Origin of the sequence: Bradyrhizobium sp. C-145 (genome assembly GCF_023375135.1) — a bacterium.
Lineage (GTDB): Bacteria > Pseudomonadota > Alphaproteobacteria > Rhizobiales > Xanthobacteraceae > Bradyrhizobium > Bradyrhizobium zhanjiangense.
Genome location: NZ_CP088150.1, coordinates 3,394,213 through 3,409,826 on the forward strand (window position 1 = coordinate 3,394,213; position 15,614 = coordinate 3,409,826).

Here is a 15,614-nt window from a genome sequence, read left to right on the forward strand (position 1 = left end):
CTCTACTTTCGTCTCAGTGCTATGCAATCTTGGGCTAACTGTCCGTGATCAGCATAGTCGATGACAGCGAATAGATTGGAGAACTTATCGGAGAGATATCTGTCCGTTACGAAGCATTCTGCAAACTCGCTGCGCGCCACTGAGTCCGAGGGCAGCCAAAAGAAATTGCCGGACCTGACTTCCGCTATTGCGGTGTCGATCGCGTCATGGGGAAGCCGCTTCAGAATGAGATCTATCCAGAAGTGTATCTCTTGACCATTGATCTTTTTTCGGTGTGCGTCCTTCAGGTCCTCTAAGAACCGAATGCCGAGAGTCGTTATAAAGCAAATGCCACCTGGTCTGAGAATGCGGGCAATTTCGGAAATCCACCGATCAAAATAATGCTGGTTAAAGTGTGAAAAAGTCGACCACGTGACGAAGTGGGTCGCAAATCCGTCACGGAACGGGAGCGGTGGCAACGGATCGGTTTTGACGAAGCTGATATAGCTGTTCGCCTTGCGCGCTTCGACGATGAAGTCGAACGGTTCAATCGCGTAGATGTTCGCCGCGGGCACATCCTTCATAAAAGCGCGCGCGATGCGGCCCCAGCCGGTTCCAAAGTCGATCAGGATGCTGTCCTTGGAGAGGGAGGCGCCGTTGGCGTTCAAGACGCCGACGCAGTGCTCGCGAAAGCTGAGCGCACCTCTGATCGCCATCTCATTCGAGTTTCCCTGCAGATGGCGCTGCAGGTCCGCTGACGGAAATGAGGGGAAGGCGATGCCCCGTATCGAAGGCTCTCTGATGCTCCTGACCAGATCGGACCGCCATTCCTGGTCGGTAAGAGGCGCATAGGTCTCATATATCTTGTTGATCTCGGTGTTGTGCATCTCGTCCTCGATTGAGAAAACGCCGGGTTTTGAGGCAGAATGCCGCCTCTTTCAGACCTACTGGGCGAGTCCGACTCGCTTGGTCTGATATCCGCGCTCCAGGATCGCCTGCCACCACGGCTGTTGATCGACGTACCAGTGCACGACCTTGCGAATGCCGGTCTCGAAAGTCTCCTCTGCGCGCCATCCGAGATCGCGTTCGAGCTTCGAGGCGTCGATCGCGTAGCGGCGATCGTGGCCGGGACGGTCGGCGACGAAGGTGATGAGATCGCGGCGCCGCCCGCTTTGACCCGGACTAATCTCGTCGAGGAGATCGCAGATACTTTCAACCACATGGAGATTGGTGCGCTCGTTCCGGCCACCGATATTATAGGTCTCGCCGACGGCTCCGTGCTCTAGCACGAGTGTGAGGGCCTTGGCGTGATCCTCGACATAGAGCCAATCGCGAACATTTTTTCCGTCGCCGTAGACGGGAAGCTGCTCTCCGGCTAGGCCCTTGATGATCATGTGCGGGATCAGCTTTTCAGGGAAGTGATAGGGGCCGTAATTGTTCGAGCAATTGGTCAGGAGCGTCGGCAGCTCGTAGGTCTCATGCCAGGCGCGCACCAAATGGTCGGACGAAGCTTTGCTTGCGGAGTAGGGTGAACTGGGGGAGTAGGGCGTGGTTTCCGTGAATATGCCTTCCTCGCCGAGCGAGCCGAACACTTCGTCCGTGGAGATATGCTGGAAGCGGAACCGCGTCCGCTTGTCCGGAGATAGTGTCCTCCAGTAGCGCAGGGTCTCCTGGAGCAGTGTGAACGTCCCCACGATATTGGTCTGGATGAATTCGCCGGGGCCGTCGATCGAGCGGTCGACGTGGCTCTCTGCGGCAAGGTTCAACACAGCGTCGGGCTGATAGTGCTCGAACAGTCGGCGCAGACCCGGCGCGTCGCAGATACATTGCTTCTCGAAGGCGTAGTTGAGGTTTTCCATCGCGCCGGGCAGGGAACCAAGGTTCGCGGCGTAGGTGAGCTTGTCGAGGTTGACGACGCGTGCGTGGCTGTTGCGAAGGAGATGTCGTACGACCGCGGAGCCGATGAACCCGGCCCCGCCCGTCACGAAGATGGTCAATCCTTTCAAACGCATGATCAATCAACTCCGTGTGACGAATCAGGCTGCTCTGTGCGCTCGTGCGACAGATTGTAGGTATTCGCCGTAGCTGCTCTTGGCGGTTTTCGCGGCCACTCGCTCGAACGCTTGAATCGTAATATAGCCCTGTCGCAACGCGATTTCTTCTGGGCAGGCGATGCGCAGGCCCTGGCGTTGCTCGAGGATCTGGACGAAATGGCTGGCTTCGACGAGCGAGGAATGCGTACCGGTGTCGAGCCAGGCAAAGCCGCGACCAAGCACGTCCACATAGAGATCGCCCCGATCCATATAGGCCTTGTTGACGTCCGTAATTTCGATCTCGCCACGAGCCGACGGCTTGATGCGTGCGGCAATGTCGACCACGTCGTTGTCGTAGAAGTAGAGGCCGGTCACCGCGACGTTGGACTTCGGCTGTCTCGGCTTCTCCTCGATCGAAAGCGCGCGGCCGGCCTGATCGAGCTCGACCACGCCATATTGCTCGGGTGTGTTGACGACGTAACCGAATATGGTAGCGCCTTTATTGCGCAGGGATGCCTTAGTTAACATACCAGGCAGGCTGTGCCCGTAGAAAATGTTATCGCCTAACACAAGGGCGACCGGATCGTCGCCGATGAAATGCCGTCCGACGATGAACGCGTCGGCAAGTCCGCGCGGAGTCGCTTGCGTAGCGTAGGAGAAACGCAAGCCGATTTCGCTGCCATCGCCGAGCAGGCGCTCGAAAAGCGCTTTGTCCTGCGGCGTGGAGATGATCAAAATTTCCCTGATTCCGCCGAGCATTAGCGTCGAGAGCGGATAGTAGATCATGGGTTTGTCGAAGACCGGCAGAAGTTGCTTCGAGACGACGGTCGTCACGGGATAGAGGCGAGAGCCGGTGCCGCCTGCGAGAATGATGCCTTTCATTGCTCCTCACAGTTTACTTATCACAACCATAACATATAATGTGAAGAGTACAAGTTAGTGACGACGCCGAAACACTGGTGTCGGTCGGCAAAAATTCGCAGTGCTACGAAAATGAATGTGATCCGGACCGAGCTTCCTGAAGTCCTCGTCATCGAGCCCAAGTTCTTCGGCGACGACCGTGGCTTCTTCGTCGAGAGCTATCAATTCACTCGTTACATCACATACGGCATCACGCGGCCCTTCGTGCAGGACAACATGTCCCGTTCGCGCTGCGGCGTGCTGCGGGGTCTGCATCTGCAAAATCCCCTTACCCAGGGCAAATTGGTCGCCGTGCTGCGGGGCAAGGTGCTCGACGTCGCCGTCGACATCCGCGTCGGGAGCCCGAATTTCGGACGTCACGTTGCCGTCGAGTTGAGCGAGCAGAATCGGCGGCAGCTATGGGTTCCGCGCGGCTTCGCGCATGGTTTCCTGGTGCTCTCAGAGACCGCGGACTTTTTCTACAAATGCGATGATTTCTATAGTCCGGAGAACGAGGTTTCGATCCGCTGGGACGACCCGGCGATCGGTATCAACTGGGGTATCGAAAAGCCGTCGCTCTCGGCCAAGGACGCGGACGCGCCGCTGCTTGCCGACATAAAAAACCTTCCATTGTATGGGCAAGTCTGATGCGGATACTGTTGACGGGAACCGGCGGGCAGGTCGGAGGTGCATTGCAACCACTCCTGGCTCGACTAGGCACAATCATCGCGCCTAACCTCAATGAGTTCGATCTGTCGAAGCCTGACAGACTCGTCGGGGCGCTCGACACGTTCCAGCCGGATCTCATCATCAACCCCGCGGCCTATACCGCCGTGGACCGCGCGGAAGACGAGCGCGAGCTCGCATTCCGCATCAATGCCGCGGGACCCGAGGTGATCGCCAAATGGGCTGCGAAACGTCGCGTGCCGCTGGTACATTTTTCCACGGACTACGTCTTCGACGGCTCCGGGAAGGCGCCATGGCGCGAGGATAGTCCAACGGGGCCGTTGTCGGTCTACGGCGCGAGCAAGCTCGCCGGTGACACAGCCATTTGTGCAGCAGGCGGTCCGCATCTGATTGCACGTACCTCTTGGGTCTACGCCGCCAAGGGCGCCAACTTCCTACGCACGATCGCGCGGCATGCGGCAGAGCGCAAAGAGCTGCGCATCGTTGCTGACCAGATCGGCGCGCCGACCACTGCGAGGACGATCGCCAACGCGATTGCAGATATCGTGCTGCCAAATCTGTCGAACCTTAATGAGCTCTTCGCCCGCAAAGGCGGCGTCGTCAATCTCGTCTGCACCGGCGAGACCAGTTGGCATGGCTTTGCGAGCGCGATCGTTGCCGGCCTGAGGTCGCGCGGCCTAAGACTCGAGGTTGAAAGCGTCATTCCGATCGCAACGGCCGATTTCCCGACCAAGGCGATACGGCCCGGCAATTCGCGGCTCGACCTGTCGCGCCTGAAGAAACAGTTTGGAGTGACCACGCCGAATTGGCAGGACGCGTTATCGGTCGAGCTCGACGATTTCGTTGCCTTGCAAGAAAAAGCAGCACGCGCCGAGCCGGCGCGCCAGCTCCAGCAGCGAGCCTATTCGTGACTGAACGGCGGATCGAGCGAAGGGGGCGCACGGCGGCCTGAAGGACGATGAGGCGCCGCCTCAGAACCCCAACGGCACGTCGCGCGCCGGTTTGAGATGATTGTAGCGAGGGGCGCGTGGCCCGGGCGGCCAGGCGAGGCCGCTGTAGGGAATCCCGTCGCGCGAGAGCTGCGGATTGTAGGTAGGGTCCTCGTTGAGCCATTCACCCCAGCGCGCCCGAAGCAGATTGAGTTCATGCTCGAACCGGCTGCGCCGGTCGGCGCGATCATCCCGCCCGCGGCTGGCTGATTCGGCGTGAACCAACTTCGCATGCGGCGTGAAAACGATACGCTTGCCCGCTTGGCGCAACCGTAAGCAATAGTCGACGTCGTTGAAGGCGACCGCGAAGCGCGACTCGTCCATCCCGCCAACGGCAAGATAGTCGCTGCGTCTGGTTGCGAGGCAGGCCGCTGTCACGGCGCTGCATTGGTGCGCGACAAGGAGCTGATCGAGAAACCCGGGATCATCACCGAATCTGTCGGTAAAGGCGTGAGTCGCCGCGAAATTCATTCCCAGGACGACACCGCCATGCTGAACGACGCCGCCAGGCCAAGTCAGGAGCGCGCCGACCGCACCGACATCAGGCTCGGCGAGCCGCGTGAGCATCTCCTCGAGCCAGTCTTTGGAACTCGCCTCGATGTCATTGTTGAGGAGACAGAGCACGTCACTGTCGAGTGTTGCTGCGGCTTGATTGTTCAGCCTCGCGAAATTGAAGGGACCTTCGACCCGCAAAGTTCGCACGCCGCGTCTCGCCAAGCCTGCAAGATAGGCGATCGTCTTGGGGTCGACACTGTCATTATCAACGACGAGAATATCTGCGCGGCAGCACTCGACCGCCGGCGCGATGCTGTCGATACAGGTGCGCAAGAGCGGGAGACGGTCTCGGGTCGGGATGACCACTGTCACGCGCTGGCGCGGAATCGCTCGACCAACTCGAACCGCAGGAAAGAGGTTAACTTGTTGTGGGGTGACGTCGGCACTGACGGCACGTGCGTCGAGGTGCATTTGGCTCGCCGCGGCAAGCTGATGGCTGGCATACGTTCGATCGAGTTTAGGAAGCGTCGCCAGTGCTCCGGGCAGATGAAGGATGTTGTCCTCACGTGGACCAGCGTGATCGAGCAGGCAGTTGAAGAGGCGGTAAAGATTGTCGGGACGAACCTCAAGGCCGGCGAGCAAGGCGTCTCGTCGAACAGCGAACAAATGCGCACAATAGCCTTGCTCCAGCATCCTTTCGTAGTCGAATGCAGGAAAGGCCAGCGGCCAGAGCCGGCCATCCTCGGAGAGAAAATCGAAGTCTCCGTACAGGGCGATCGCATCCGGATAGGCGTCGAATGCTGCGGCAATGCGGGCCAGGGCATTCGGCTCGAGCACCACACCCGCCATCGCGATGACGATGTGATGTGAATCGGAGGCGGCGCCGTCCAGAAACTCCAACAGAGCGTCGCTGTCGACGGAGAGTGGCTCCCCGTCAATGACGCCTGCCGTCCAGCTTTCGTGGGTCTGGGTCTCCAGCGCGGCAAGCGTTTGCTCTGCGCCGGGGGCGCCGGCAACGACGACCGCGAGCGAAAGGCCACTTGCTCGCGGCATCGGCAGCGGGAAGCGATCGCGCCAATTCACGTAGTCGGAGAACGGAAGCGAGGCGGGAATCAGTTGATCATACAGCTGGCCGCGCAGGCGCTCGGCACCGTAGCCGCCGAGCGCGTCGATCATTCCGGCAAGGCCGTCGGGAAAGGCGACAAATACGGCCGTCGCTGGAATTGGCTCACCGTCCTCCCTGCGCAACGAAACGCGGTGAACGCGCCCGTCGGCAAAGCGTTGCGGGACGTGGAAATCAAAAGCGCGCGCATTCCGGTGTGCCGCAGCTTCGCCAACATGCGTCCAGGCGGTTGCATTAACCTGGGCGATAGCCTCTCCGTCGACGATTGCCTCCAGAAAGAGCGCGGAGTCGCTATCGATCCAGCCCTGGAAATGCAGCCCGCCGAGCCAGCGCAACTGGCACGTCTCGCGCAGATCGGCGCGATTTGCGTACTCGCTCTCCAAATCGAACGGCTGGCCGACGGGCGTGCCGAGATTGGCGAGGCGGGCCTCGAGGGTGCGTGCGGCGCGCAGCAGATCGAGCTCAATCGTGATCGCGAAACCGCAACTCGCCTGATGCGCTTGTTCAGCAAGTTCGGGAACGAAGGCGTCGGCATAGGTTGTGCTGAACACCAGGCCGTCGAGCAAAATCTCGATGCTATAGCGGCGCTCCGGCATCTGCGCGTCGTAGACGAAGCCGGACAACGTGCCATCGCGCGCGAGCTCAAGCCGGCTGACGAGCTTTGGTCTGATCGACAATTCGGATGGGTGGCGAGAGAGACGCGACATACTCAGGACCGCGTGACCCAGTCGACCACGAGATCGGCAAGCGCTGCCGCGTTCACAATGGCAGAAATGGCAAGGTCGCCTTTGCGGGGCTTCAGCGCGCCGCCGGACCAGTCGCGGTAGGCGACTGGCCTTGTCGCCTGTCTGGCGGTCTCGACGAGAGGATGGCCGAAGACGGGCTGCTCAAAATCGGTGAGGATCCAGCCCGGATTATGCGGTCTCAGGACATCGCCAAGTTCGTCTGCGGCAATCGCGCCCGTGACGAAGATATTGGGCCGTGACATCAGGCGATCATCGCCGCAGGTCGCCCCGGCGACGACGATCTGTAGCGATGGTTCGCGCCGCAACAGACGATCGGCCAATGTTTTTATCATGCGCAGGGATGCGAGCGTTGGCGTCGAGGGAACGATTACAAGGGATTTGTCATTGGCGGAGATTGGCGGCAGTGTCACGAAACATGTGGGCCAGTCATGCAGCACGATCTTGCGATCGGGCCACCTGCTTTGTGCATAGGCTTCTGCCATTTTGCTGGGCACGAAAAGTGGAGTTGTGCCGGAGGGCAGGGAAGCAATCTCGCCAATGCTCTCCGATATCAGCCAGCGATCGATCGGAACATCGAGGCACTGGATCAGCTCGATGAGCCGCGGCGGCGGGTTTGGCTCAAGGATCTCGACACGCGTTGGGGATAGTCGCCTCAGGATGTCGCCAGCGCTGGCGAGATTTGCCTCTGTGTCGAGCCTCAAACGCGTGGTCTGCGGCAAACCTCCGTCGGCAGCTCGGAGGTGAAGCACGTTGTCGTCCCGCGAGAGCAGGACCGTGCGCTCGCCATGCAGGCGCAGATGGCGTATCCGCGCGTCGGTCACGGCAGGGCAGGTCCGCGCTCCCGCGAGAACTAGTACCGATGGCTCAGCGGGCCATGGCAGCGCACGCTCGAGCGCAGCGCGCGCCGGCCGTAAAGGATCGGCGATTTCAAAGGCGCGGCATTCCTCCCGGTAGTCCGGGAATCGCTGGTCCAAAAAGTTAAGATTGCGAAGTACGAGACCGCGCTTCTCCTCTTGAAAAGATTTCGAGCCGTGATGTCCGACATAGATCGACGGCGCGCAAACATTCCGGAAGCCGTTGGTCCGCGCGCGGAGGCAGAGATCGATGTCTTCGAGATAACCGCGATCGAAATTGTCCGAGAGCTTGCCCACACTGTCGAGGCAGGCGCGTGTAACATAGAGGCAGAATCCGATGCCGCTTGCGACATCGATCGCTTTCCCCGCATTAGCTGCGCTGGCGGCGCGATCGATTGCGACAATCTCGTCATAGCGCGGCATCGGATTAACGTCGTTCGGCGTTGGAAAGGAAAAGATGTCGCCGTTGTTGGAAAGTGGTGTGACGGTTCCGATGTTTGACGCCGAATATGCCACGTTGGCTAACCGATCGACGAAGCCGGGCGGGACGAGCGTGTCGGAGTTGAGCAGTACTACGTCGCCCTTCTGGATCTCGTTCAGCCCCCGATTGATCGCGCCGACAAAGCCGAGATTGACCGGGTTTACGAGGAGACGAATCTTGCCTGCCGCCGCAAGCTCGCTCAGATGGGGCCGCAGCTCCACTTCCGGACTGGCATCGTCGATGGCGAGAACCTGAAAGGCGTCCTTACCAGTCCCTCGTGGCCGCCTTGCCTTGTCGAGGCTCTCGAAGCATTCGATCGTTGCCCGCGCATCCCCATAGACGGGGACAATAACGGTCGGCAGGTCGACGTCCGGTCCGATTCTGATGGAAGAATCGCGAGCGGCTCGGAGGTTCATCGTCGAGGTGAGGTTGGGCGCCACGCGTCGAACCTGGACGACGTCTTCGCCGCATCTCAGCGTCACGATTTGAGCTGTAGTGGACGGTGGCCGCCGAACCAAGAAGGTTGTTGCCTGCACATCTGCGCTCGCCAGGGGGTGAAACGGATTGGGTTCGAGAATGCTCGTCAGCGTGCCGTCTTCGGTTGCAAGGCTAATTTCGACGGAAAGGGCATTGGTCCAGGCGACCCAGCCCGTCACGTGATTGTCGAACACAGAGCAGGCCGCCCAATGGCGGCCCCCGGCACGCCGCAGCTCCGCGATGGCGGCTCGAAGGATGGCCGGATTGCCTTCGCGGCGTATTAGTTGAGCGGCTGCGGCCAGTCGTCGTTCGTCGACAGCCCACGCCAGCATTCGGCGGTTGGCGCCGACATCGTAAGGATCGACAAGAAGCGCCCGTGCAAGATCGGACAGCGCAGCTTCGTTAAGTCCAAGCCTCCAAGCGGCTTCGGCGCGGAGAACGAAGCAGTGCGCTGCTGGTGGAGGCGAAACTCGAATGCGTCGATCGGCGTATTTGAGCGCCGTCGCGAACTCCTGCGTGGTCAACGCCTCGGCTGCGAGGCGTTCGAGCGCGATATGCGCGTGAGGCCCGATAAGGAAGGAAACATCGGGAATCTTGCGATGGTGGTCCGACCCAGCCGATCGCTCACCCACGCTACGCGGCTCCATTTTCGGATTGCCCCTAGCCGATGGAGCTCTCTTGGCGCGCCCGGCTGCGGAAGACGCGGACCCGGCTGGAGCCGACCGGTTTTCGTGACGGTTTTGCGGGAACGACAACATTGTCCGAGGCTGCTAACTGGTTGACGCCGATGCGAATGCCAACCAGAGGCTCGCGGCTAGTCGGCCCCGACAGAACGACGCGTTTGCCGACGGCGCGCAAGGTCGGCGCGTTCAAGAACGTCGCTTCCGCCACGAACTCGAATCCCCCGGCGCCACTGATTTCCAGCACGACGCCTGTAATCGGCAAGGCACGTCCACGCGTGCCGGCATAGGTCCCGAGCGACACCATTTTGCCGCTCCCCGCCTGGCTAATGGGGAATTGGACCGCATAGCGAATATCGAGACCCGCCGGCTTCTCCGGCCATTCAAGGGCAATTCCTTCGATGCGCGATGGGGCCGCTGGACCTGCAATCCAAGCATTAGACGCGACGACAACATCGCCGCGACCTGCGACGTGGCCGAGGATCTTGAGACCGTCCATTGCAACATTTGCGTGCATGGCCAGGCTCTCATTTTGCGCGCCGAGCGGCGCTCGGCCGGACTGAATCGGTTCGATACGAACCATGGCCGCGCGCGATCCGCCGGGTCGCATCGGCTGAACCTGAATCTGCAACGTGCCGGGGGTGTTGACCCGGACCATCAGACCCGAATTCGGCTCCCAAAGTGTCGGCTCGGTTGCGTCGGGATGCATGATGAGCTCCATGCGCCCTTCATGTCCCTGCGTCGGTACAACCGTCACGTGCGGCGGCGAAGCGAGATCGTCCGCACTCTTGTAGCTCACGAGGAAGAGTCCCCGATCTAGACTTACGACCTTCTGCTGCTCAACATCATCCATCATTGCCCCCAATCAGATTCGATGAATCAAAGATTGCTTCTTCTCGCTCGACGATTTTGCGTGATCCCCTGAGATTCGGAGCGTCGGGACGACGAACCGGTCCGCGAACAAGACGCCCTAGGGAACGCTTCTCAAGCGAACGGCGGGACGCCAATCCGGCGGCAATAGAGATCGGCGCATGTATTCGGTTTCTGCGCTGAGCAGCTCCGCAATCTGACGAAGCCTTTCATTCTCGTCTCTCAGCAGCGCGATGATGTCCGCGATATCATCGACGCCGATCAAGTCAGGATGCCAGTTGCACAACTCAGGGTCGAAAGGGGGTTGCTTAATCGTCATCGGATCGCTCACCGCGCGCTCGGATTTTGGTCTCTAAGGTTGAAGCAATCATCAAAAACTCGCGTGGCGAGAACAAAACCCAAAGTGGCATACGTTTGAACTTAATCGCGCTAATTTGGGGCAGGAAAATGTCAGGCGCATCGAAAGCTTCGAGTTTGAGTCTGTTCAATCAGATGGCGCCTTTGCTCATGGAGCGAGCAAGACGAGAACAGATAAAGTTTAAACTCAATTACCTGTTGGAATCTGCGTGCTTCGCTGTCGCCAACTCTTGCTATAGATATCTCCTAGGCTTGCACTCGTTCCCGATTGATTGCATGCCACAAGGGACTGGGCCGAGAGCGGCGTCGATGAAGATCCTAATCGTTCACAACAATTTCCCGGCACAGTATCGCAACATTGCGGCTGCCTTGGCCAAGGAGCCTGGCTTCGAGGTCGTAGCCGTCGGTGCATCGACTGCAAGATCGATGCCGTCCGTACGATTGATCAAATACGCGCTTCCTGACGCTGACGTTTCAGGAACGCATCCGTTTGCACGACGCTTCGATGTCGAGTGCCGGCGTGCCGAACAGGTGCTGTACAGTCTTTCGAGTCTAGCGACGTCTGGGTTCAAGCCGGATCTGATTCTCGCCCATCCCGGGTGGGGCGAGACGCTGCCATTACGTACGATGTTTCCCGAGGCACGTTTGCTCATCTATTGTGAATTTTTTTACGGGGCCGAGGGGCGTGACATCGGATTTGATCCGGAATTTCCAATGCCTGGGCTCGATGGTCACATCGGGCTCCAGTTGAAGAATGCGACGACCCTGCTCGCGCTTGAGGATTGCGAAATGGGCATTTCGCCAACGAAGTGGCAGCAATCGACGTTTCCCGCACATTACCAGGGCAAGATCGACGTAATTCACGAGGGCGTCGACACGGCGCGCATGCGGCCGAATCCGCAGGCGCTTCTGCTGCTGCCGAATGGACAGCACGTCCGACCGTCCGACGAGGTCGTGACGTTTGTCGCGCGCAATCTCGAGCCGCTTAGGGGCTACCATATCTTCATGCGTGCGCTGCCTGAGATCTTGAGACGGCGGCCGAATGCACAGATCGTCATCATCGGCAGGGATGGCGTATCCTACGGACTTCCGCCCCCGGCGGGCACAACCTGGAAGTCGATCTTCCTTGACGAGATGCGCGATCGCCTGGACCTGTCGCGTGTTCATTTCATGGGAGGAGTCTCGTACCAGACCTTCATTGCAGCCCTTCAGGTATCATCGGCGCACGTCTATTTTACATACCCCTTCGTGCTGTCTTGGTCGATGCTGGAGGCGATGAGCACTGGCTGCATCGTCATCGGTTCTGACACGGCGCCGGTGCGCGAAGTCATCAATTCGGGCGAAAATGGCCTGCTGGTCCCATTCTTCGCAGTTGACGAGCTTGCCGGGCGGGTCGTCGAAGTGCTCGAGCGGCCGGCAAAATTTTCCGTGGTCCGCGAAAGCGCCCGCCGCTATGTTGTCGATCATTATGACGCGGAGCAGGTCTGCGTGCCCCGAATGCGCCGCCTTATAGATCTGAGGGGAAAGGCCGCATCATCACCGCGCGTATTCTGGCCAGCGCGTCCGGTTTCTGAGTGGCGGACCAAGAGCGCCAAGCGCGCGTCGCGCAACATGCCGGCAGGTCGCCAACTGTGATGCAGTCGCCTGCGATGTCGTTCTTAATCCGTTGTCAAGTTGCAGATCAGGACGCGCTTGGCGAACGTGAGCCATCGCTCGAAAAGGCGGCGGAGGGGCGAGGATCTGGTTGCCTGTCACGTCACCTCACAAGGGCGATCGCGCAATCTCCGCGAGAATTCTGCCCATACTGGCAGTTCTCGCCGAGCTGGACGTTGAAGAGCGTATCGCAGCTCCGACATGTACGACGAAATGAGGCAACGCACTCTCGACTTGAACCTATGGCGAGTTATCCAGTCTGTATACTTTATCGCTCGCTTCTTGAAGGTTGCTCATGTTGCCTCTGTTTTGCTCAAGTTAGCCCATGATGGACTGGAGCGAGAGTTCAAGTTTCTCAATGAGTTAAGAGGCGTCGTGTGCACGACGTGTGCACCGGGAAATCAAGAAAAATCTCATCAGAGCCAACGCAAGCAGGGACTGGGGTAGCCTCCTGCTTGGAGCGACCGGCATTACAGAGGGCAGGGGATATCGCCTGCCGGATCCTGACCTATGCGGTCGAAGCCGCACTGTCGAAAGCAACCCCGCCCATGGCCTCCGCAAGCCAAGGGACCAGGTGCGAAAGCGTCGGCTATCGGAGGCGGAGTACCGAATACTGGGTCGGATGCTCCGCGAGGCTGCCAAGCAGGAGAAGTACACCACGATTGTGGACATCGTTCGCCAGCTTGCGCTGACCGGCTGCCGCCGCAGCGAGTTGATCGAGTTGAAATGGACGGCGCTTCAGCTCAGGGCGTGACCGGCCAATCCGTAGACCCACGGCTCGTTTTCCTTCCGGTTCAGAAATCGCTTTCCTTTGGACATGGTCGAGACGGTGTCGTTCACCCCGAGGCGGCTCTGCTGAAGGAAGTCCGCAAACAGACCCGTCTGCTCCCGCGTATCGACGCGGACGAATTGCCCCGCGAGGTCTTTGAGATGTACAGCCGTGAGATGGACCGCGTCCCAATCATTGCTGGCCACGATCGGGCCGATCACATGACCGCGCCCGAATTCTCGCTTCATGGAAAAACCGACGGCCTCTCCGCCGCGGCGCAAGACGGAGATTGAGGCACCTTCAGAAAGCAATGCGAGCAGCTTCTGCCGGTTAGCTCCGAAGGCGCGTTCATCCAGTGCCGTGATCTCTCCGATGTTCGCAGTGGACAGCGAGCTCAATTCACCGGCCAGAGCCGGCACCGGCGGAGGGGGTGAGACGGCCTCTCCTTGCCACAGATACACCGTGGCTTCCTTCGTGAACCCCAGCGACAGATACAGATGATAGGCGGCATGGGTTGAGTTGAGGGCCAAATTCCGATCGCCACACCGCTCGAAGACCTGCTCCATGAGCCAGCGGCCTGTACCTTGTGCCTGGGTTCGGGGCGATGTGATCACCAGGCCAATCGTCGCGAATTCGTTGCCATAAGGGAACCACATCGCGCTGCCGAAGACGCGCCCTATGCCATCCACGGCAACGATGCCGTGGCCGGCGCGGCGCAGGAAATCCCAATCCTTGGGGCGGTGCGGCCAGCCGACACCGATCGAAAGCGCGTGGAGCAGCTTCACGTCAACGTCGTTGATGTCCTTGGCCACCAGTTCAAAGGACTTCACGCGTACCGTTCGTCCCATTCAGCTCATCCGTTCCTTTGCGGCACCCAAACTTGGGGCCTCGCCGGCCTTCTGCTTCGCGCCGCACAAGCCTGTTTTGCAGCAGCATAACGCGGAAGGCCAGCAGGTTTCGCCTGTTTGGCAGGCGGTATTCGGAATGTTCCGCCGCAAGCGCAACTCGATTCAGCAGGGAAAGCTCCTGGTTGCCGCCTATCGATATCCGGCAACAGCAGGCAGGGTGAGCCCCAATGAATATTGAAGGCTTCGCGGGAGGGCTCGCCGCCCTTCCAGACCTCAGTGGCCGGCCAAGCCGGTCTCAATGCCCGGCGTCCCAGGCGAGGACCTGAGAGGACCCCCGTCGATGGCGTTTCTTTTCAATTCCGATGCCGCTCGCGGGGCCATTTTCCGGCAGGCCTTGGCGCGCGAGCTCCCTGATCTGGAATTCTATCATTCCGGTGAATGCGTCGAACCGGAAAAGGTGCGCTACCTGCTGACCTGGAACGTACCCAATGATGTCGCGCGGTTTCGAAATCTAGAAATGCTCTTTTCCATCGGTGCGGGGGTCGATCAATTCAAGCCTGAGACCATGCCGAACCGCGTGAAACTCGTGCGCATGGTTGAAGACGGCATCATACGCATGATGCAGGAATATGTCGTGCTCGGCGTTCTGACGCTCCATCGGGAGATGCTGGCCTATCGGGAGCAACAGGGAAGGGGCCTATGGCAAGCCCATGCAAGTGTACAGTCGACCGATCGGCGCGTGGGCTTCCTCGGGCTTGGGATCCTGGCGCAAGCTGCGATCGATCGCCTGACGCCGTTTCGATTTCCGCTTGCCGCCTGGAGCCGCACGAAGAAAACGGTCGAGGGAGTCGCCTGCTTTCATGGCGACGACCAGCTTGGCGACTTCCTGCGAGGAACGGATATCCTCGTCTGTCTTCTCCCCCTGACGGAGCAAACAAGCGGCATCCTGAACGCAAGACTTTTCTCGCTTTTGCCAGTCGGAGCGAGGCTGCTGCATGTCGGCCGCGGCCCGCAGCTTGACCAGGGCGCGCTCATCGAGGCGCTGGATAGCGGGCACCTGGCAGCCGCCATGCTTGACGTCACCGATCCCGAGCCGCTGCCGGAAAACCATCCACTTTGGTGCCATCCGAAGATGATCATCACGCCGCATATCGCGTCCGTGACGCAACCGCATACGGCAGCACAATCCGTCATAGAGAACATCCGGCGGCACCGCGCTGGACGAAATCCGATCGGCCTTGTCGATCGAACGCTCGGCTACTAACAGGAAAAGCGCCATGTCACTTCTGGTCACCATCGACACCAATCCGGACTTCGCGCCGAAGAACGCCTTGCCTGCTTCGGAACGGCTCATCTCCGGCAATCCATCGTTCAAGACCTGGGCCCAGGACGCCTCGAAAGGCGAGAAGGTGCTGACCGGCGTCTGGGAAGCAACGCCGGGCGAGACCCATTCCATCAAGGGCACCACCTTCGAGTTCTGCCACATTCTCTCGGGCCTCATCGAAATCGAGGAAAAGGGTGGCGAGGCCAGAAGGTACCGCGCCGGCGACAGCTTTGTGATGAAACCCGGCTTCGTCGGGGTCTGGCGGACGATCGAAACCGTGAGAAAGATCTACGTCTGTCATTACGACTGAGACGATGCTGAGGGCAGCACTAGCAGCCCTCAGAATATT

Annotated in this window: 14 protein-coding genes and 1 pseudogene; 7 read left to right on the top strand and 8 right to left on the bottom strand. The window is 59.8% G+C overall.

All coding sequences use genetic code 11. The features are described from left to right. Nucleotides 1-2 precede the first annotated feature (2 nt). Genes LRP30_RS15620 through rfbA form a run of 3 tightly spaced genes read right to left on the bottom strand, consistent with a single transcriptional unit; the run spans nt 3 to nt 2,894 of the window. Nucleotides 3-866 (bottom strand): class I SAM-dependent methyltransferase, encoded by an 864-nt coding sequence (locus LRP30_RS15620; protein ID WP_249760920.1) that lies wholly within the window; start codon nt 864-866, stop codon nt 3-5. 57 nt (nt 867-923) lie between these two features. Continuing rightward, nucleotides 924-1,991, bottom strand: coding sequence for a dTDP-glucose 4,6-dehydratase (rfbB, locus tag LRP30_RS15625; RefSeq protein ID WP_249760921.1), 1,068 nt, complete (start codon nt 1,989-1,991; stop codon nt 924-926). A 24-nt stretch (nt 1,992-2,015) separates the two neighbouring features. After that, nucleotides 2,016-2,894, bottom strand: a complete 879-nt coding sequence (gene rfbA, locus LRP30_RS15630) for a glucose-1-phosphate thymidylyltransferase RfbA (RefSeq protein ID WP_249760922.1) — start codon at nt 2,892-2,894, stop codon at nt 2,016-2,018. Nucleotides 2,895-3,005: 111 nt separating this feature from the next. Between rfbA and rfbC the strand changes: the two genes are divergently transcribed. Both rfbC and rfbD read left to right on the top strand, forming a co-directional pair. Further along, nucleotides 3,006-3,560, top strand: a complete 555-nt coding sequence (rfbC, locus tag LRP30_RS15635; RefSeq protein ID WP_249760923.1) for a dTDP-4-dehydrorhamnose 3,5-epimerase — start codon at nt 3,006-3,008, stop codon at nt 3,558-3,560. Continuing rightward, the gene (gene rfbD / locus LRP30_RS15640) at nt 3,560-4,510 is read left to right on the top strand and encodes a dTDP-4-dehydrorhamnose reductase (RefSeq protein WP_249760924.1); all 951 of its coding nucleotides are present in this window, start codon (nt 3,560-3,562) and stop codon (nt 4,508-4,510) included. Before rfbC ends, rfbD begins: the two co-directional genes overlap by 1 nt. A gap of 60 nt (nt 4,511-4,570) precedes the next feature. Here rfbD and LRP30_RS15645 read toward each other — a convergent pair whose 3' ends face one another. From LRP30_RS15645 to LRP30_RS15660, 4 genes are all read right to left on the bottom strand, one after another. Beyond that, a complete protein-coding gene (locus LRP30_RS15645; protein ID WP_346016217.1) occupies nt 4,571-6,829 on the bottom strand; it encodes a glycosyltransferase family 2 protein in 2,259 nt (752 codons plus the stop codon). A gap of 86 nt (nt 6,830-6,915) precedes the next feature. After that, nucleotides 6,916-9,396, bottom strand: a complete 2,481-nt coding sequence (locus LRP30_RS15650) for a glycosyltransferase family 2 protein (protein ID WP_249760926.1) — start codon at nt 9,394-9,396, stop codon at nt 6,916-6,918. Nucleotides 9,397-9,424: 28 nt separating this feature from the next. Beyond that, on the bottom strand, nt 9,425-10,300 hold the full coding sequence (locus LRP30_RS15655) for a hypothetical protein (protein ID WP_249760927.1): 876 nt from the start codon (nt 10,298-10,300) through the stop codon (nt 9,425-9,427). 114 nt (nt 10,301-10,414) lie between these two features. After that, nucleotides 10,415-10,645: a hypothetical protein gene (locus LRP30_RS15660; RefSeq protein WP_249760928.1), complete on the bottom strand. Its 231-nt coding sequence runs from the start codon at nt 10,643-10,645 to the stop codon at nt 10,415-10,417. A 335-nt stretch (nt 10,646-10,980) separates the two neighbouring features. Between LRP30_RS15660 and LRP30_RS15665 the strand changes: the two genes are divergently transcribed. Together LRP30_RS15665 and LRP30_RS15670 are read left to right on the top strand one after the other, a co-directional pair. Continuing rightward, on the top strand, nt 10,981-12,306 hold the full coding sequence (locus LRP30_RS15665; protein ID WP_249760929.1) for a glycosyltransferase family 4 protein: 1,326 nt from the start codon (nt 10,981-10,983) through the stop codon (nt 12,304-12,306). A 518-nt stretch (nt 12,307-12,824) separates the two neighbouring features. Next, nucleotides 12,825-13,057: pseudogene (locus LRP30_RS15670) on the top strand (integrase); the annotation flags it as partial. A 5-nt stretch (nt 13,058-13,062) separates the two neighbouring features. On the opposite strand, the gene LRP30_RS15675 reads toward LRP30_RS15670, so the two are convergent. Further along, nucleotides 13,063-13,941, bottom strand: a complete 879-nt coding sequence (locus LRP30_RS15675) for a GNAT family N-acetyltransferase (RefSeq protein WP_249760930.1) — start codon at nt 13,939-13,941, stop codon at nt 13,063-13,065. Between LRP30_RS15675 and LRP30_RS15680 the strand changes: the two genes are divergently transcribed. From LRP30_RS15680 to LRP30_RS15690, 3 genes are all read left to right on the top strand, one after another. Continuing rightward, nucleotides 13,898-14,179, top strand: coding sequence for a hypothetical protein (locus LRP30_RS15680; protein ID WP_249761999.1), 282 nt, complete (start codon nt 13,898-13,900; stop codon nt 14,177-14,179). The two genes, LRP30_RS15675 and LRP30_RS15680, sit on opposite strands and share 44 nt — an antisense overlap. Nucleotides 14,180-14,281: 102 nt before the next feature. Next, complete coding sequence (locus LRP30_RS15685) at nt 14,282-15,205, top strand: glyoxylate/hydroxypyruvate reductase A (RefSeq protein ID WP_249760931.1); 924 nt, start codon at nt 14,282-14,284, stop codon at nt 15,203-15,205. A 13-nt stretch (nt 15,206-15,218) separates the two neighbouring features. Then, nucleotides 15,219-15,575 carry a cupin domain-containing protein gene (locus tag LRP30_RS15690; RefSeq protein ID WP_249760932.1) on the top strand — a complete coding sequence of 119 codons (357 nt, stop codon included), beginning with the start codon at nt 15,219-15,221 and terminating at the stop codon, nt 15,573-15,575. The last annotated feature ends 39 nt before the right edge of the window (nt 15,576-15,614 follow it).

Bases quoted from the DNA above. Each gene is read 5' to 3' on its own strand.
- LRP30_RS15665 (WP_249760929.1), top strand. From the start codon at position 10,981: ATGAAGATCCTAATCGTTCACAACAATTTCCCGGCACAGTATCGCAAC.
- LRP30_RS15620 (WP_249760920.1), bottom strand. From the start codon at position 866: ATGCACAACACCGAGATCAACAAGATATATGAGACCTATGCGCCTCTT.
- LRP30_RS15690 (WP_249760932.1), top strand. From the start codon at position 15,219: ATGTCACTTCTGGTCACCATCGACACCAATCCGGACTTCGCGCCGAAG.
- LRP30_RS15675 (WP_249760930.1), bottom strand. From the start codon at position 13,941: ATGGGACGAACGGTACGCGTGAAGTCCTTTGAACTGGTGGCCAAGGAC.
- rfbB (WP_249760921.1), bottom strand. From the start codon at position 1,991: ATGCGTTTGAAAGGATTGACCATCTTCGTGACGGGCGGGGCCGGGTTC.
- rfbA (WP_249760922.1), bottom strand. From the start codon at position 2,894: ATGAAAGGCATCATTCTCGCAGGCGGCACCGGCTCTCGCCTCTATCCC.
- rfbD (WP_249760924.1), top strand. From the start codon at position 3,560: ATGCGGATACTGTTGACGGGAACCGGCGGGCAGGTCGGAGGTGCATTG.
- LRP30_RS15655 (WP_249760927.1), bottom strand. From the start codon at position 10,300: ATGATGGATGATGTTGAGCAGCAGAAGGTCGTAAGTCTAGATCGGGGA.
- LRP30_RS15685 (WP_249760931.1), top strand. From the start codon at position 14,282: ATGGCGTTTCTTTTCAATTCCGATGCCGCTCGCGGGGCCATTTTCCGG.
- rfbC (WP_249760923.1), top strand. From the start codon at position 3,006: ATGAATGTGATCCGGACCGAGCTTCCTGAAGTCCTCGTCATCGAGCCC.